Annotated in this window: 3 protein-coding genes; all 3 read left to right on the top strand. The window is 64.5% G+C overall.

From position 1 onward, the window contains the following. The coding region (locus EN925_RS31310) for a CGNR zinc finger domain-containing protein (protein WP_206633020.1) at positions 1-97 on the top strand (97 nt) is incomplete at its 5' end. Next, positions 90-626 (top strand): hypothetical protein, encoded by a 537-nt coding sequence (locus EN925_RS31305; protein ID WP_127369205.1) that lies wholly within the window; start codon positions 90-92, stop codon positions 624-626. The genes EN925_RS31310 and EN925_RS31305, both read left to right, overlap by 8 nt. A gap of 219 nt (positions 627-845) precedes the next feature. Then, the coding region (locus EN925_RS31300) for an indolepyruvate ferredoxin oxidoreductase family protein (RefSeq protein ID WP_128337182.1) at positions 846-2,665 on the top strand (1,820 nt) is incomplete at its 3' end.

Raw genomic sequence — 2,665 nt, 5'->3', positions numbered from 1 at the left:
CCTGTGGTGCGACATGGCGGTGTGCGGCAACCGTCAGAAGGCAAGCCGTCACTATCGCCGCCGTCGCATGGCGGAAAATGAGGTCAAGAATGCGTAGCGGCCTTTCCCGTTCGATCCTTGTTGGCGCGGCGCTCATCGTGGCCGTTGCGCTCGGCGCCTGCCGCGACACCGGCGACGCCGAAGGCAAGCTGTTCGAGGTTTCCGGCAAGATATTCGTTTTCAACTACCGCCTCGCCAGGGCGACTTATGTGGTGGCCCTGCGGCCGCTGAAGCCGATGGGAGAGGGCCAGGTGGCGGTCGCCAGCTTCCAGGATCCCGCCGGCGGCGCACCTCTGGTGGTCGAGCAGAAGGTCTGGCCGAAGCTCGACAAGGTCACGCTGGAGAGCCCGGCACTGACCTGCGTCGTCAAGAACAAGCCCTATGCGATTGCCATCAGCATCAAGGGCGCCGACGGCGCGGTCCTGCAGAAGATCGACACCACGCTGATGTCGACGGAAGACCAGTCGATCCTGCCCGACCGGCCGCTGGTCATCGACCAGCTCTACACCGCCAATCCCGATCTCGTCGGCCATCCCGACGGCAAGCTGCCGGGCGAGCCGAAGCCAGATTGCTCGAAAGGCGGCTGACGCGTCGCGGCCGCCCGCGCCGCAGCTGTAATGTTCATGCGCCGGGCAATGTCCGCGGATCGGTTTCATACTCGATTCAGGATGGCCGCGGACTGTTCGTTGCGCGTTGCCTGGCATCTGCGATTTTGTTTGACCTGCCTTGCAAGGGGAGAAAGGATGCGTCATCCGACCCCGACGTTGGCTGCCTGCCCCGCGTGGCCTCCGCAGAGGAAATGCCTGATGACGCTGCACGACGTCGCGCTCGACGACAAGTTCGATCTCGCAAAGGAGCGCATCTTCCTGTCCGGCGCGCAGGCGGTCATTCGCATGCTCTTGATGCAGCGCGAGCGCGACCGTCGCGCCGGCTTGAACACGGCCGGCTTCGTCTCCGGCTATCGCGGTTCGCCGCTCGGCGGCCTCGACATGCAGCTGTGGAAGGCGAAGAAACAGCTCGCCCAGGCTGACATCGTCTTCCAGCCGGGTCTCAACGAGGAGCTTGCCGCCACCGCCTGCTGGGGGGCGCAGCAGACGGAGCTGCTGGGCGAGGGCACTCATGACGGCGTCTTTTCGGTCTGGTACGGCAAGGGACCGGGCGTCGACCGCTCAGGCGATGTGTTCCGCCACGCCAACCTCGCCGGATCGTCGAAGCATGGCGGCGTGCTTGCGCTGATGGGCGACGACCATATGGCCGAATCCTCGACCAACGCGCACGCCACCGAATTCCTGTTCGTCGACACGATGGTGCCGATCCTCAACCCGGCCGGTGTCCAGGAGATCATCGACTACGGGCTCTACGGTTTCGCCATGTCGCGCTTTGCCGGCACGTGGGCGGCGATCAAATGCGTCAAGGACAACATCGAATCGACCGCCTCGGTCGATGCCGCGCTCGAGCGGCTGAACATCGTCGTGCCGGAGTTCGACATGCCGCCTGGCGGTCTCAACATCCGCCACGAGATCGACATGCTCGGCCAAGAAGAGCGGCTGCATGAACACAAGCGCGCCGCGGCCTCCGCCTTCATCCTTGCCAATGGGCTGAACCGCATCGTCTATTCGGGGGGCCGCAACCCGAAGATCGGCATCATCACGCTCGGCAAGAGCTATCTCGACGTTCGCCAGGCGCTGGAGGAGATCGGCATCGACGAAGCGGCCGCCAACCGCATCGGGGTGCGGCTGTTCAAGGTCGGCTGCCCCTGGCCGCTCGACCTGCATCACATCGCCGGTTTCGCCAGCGGCCTCGACACCATCGTCGTCGTCGAGGAGAAGCGCTCGCTGATTGAGGTACAGTTGCGCGAAAGCCTTTATGGCACTGCCACCCAACCGGTCATTATCGGCAAGAAGGACGAGCGCGGCGACTGGCTGTTTCCGGCCAAAGGCGCGCTCGATCCCAACGAGATCGCCATCGCGCTTGGCGAGAGGATCGTCAGGACCATCGGCCCGTCCGAAGAGATTTCGGCGCGGGTGGCAAAACTGCGCCAGTTCCAGGCAATGCTCACCGAGGCCACCGACATCGGCTCGCGCACGCCGTTCTTCTGTTCCGGTTGCCCGCACAATTCGTCCACCAAGGTGCCGGACGGCTCGATCGCCGCGGCCGGCATCGGCTGCCACTTCATGGCGCTGTGGATGGACCGCAACACAGTCGGCTTCACGGCCATGGGCGGCGAGGGCGCGCAATGGGTAGGCCAGGCGCCGTTCTCCAAGCGCGAGCACATCTTCCAGAATCTTGGCGACGGCACCTACAACCATTCCGGTACGCTGGCGATCCGCTTCGCGCTGTCGAGCGATGCCAACATCACCTACAAGATCCTCTACAACGACGCGGTCGCCATGACCGGCGGCCAGCCGCACGAAGGCGGCCTGACCGTCGATATGATTGCCAGGCAGGTGCGGGCCGAGGGTGTCGACCGCATTGCCATCGTCACGGATGAGCCGGACAAATATGCTGGCAAAGCCGAATTCCCGGCCGGCGCCACTATCCATCACCGCGACGACCTCGATCTCGTCCAGCGCGAGCTGCGCGACGTCAAGGGCGTTTCGGTCTTGCTCTACGACCAGACCTGCGC

This window comes from Mesorhizobium sp. M7A.F.Ca.US.006.04.2.1 (assembly GCF_004022915.1).
In the GTDB taxonomy this organism is placed as follows: domain Bacteria; phylum Pseudomonadota; class Alphaproteobacteria; order Rhizobiales; family Rhizobiaceae; genus Mesorhizobium; species Mesorhizobium ciceri.
This window is presented reverse-complemented; position numbering and strand designations above follow the sequence as displayed.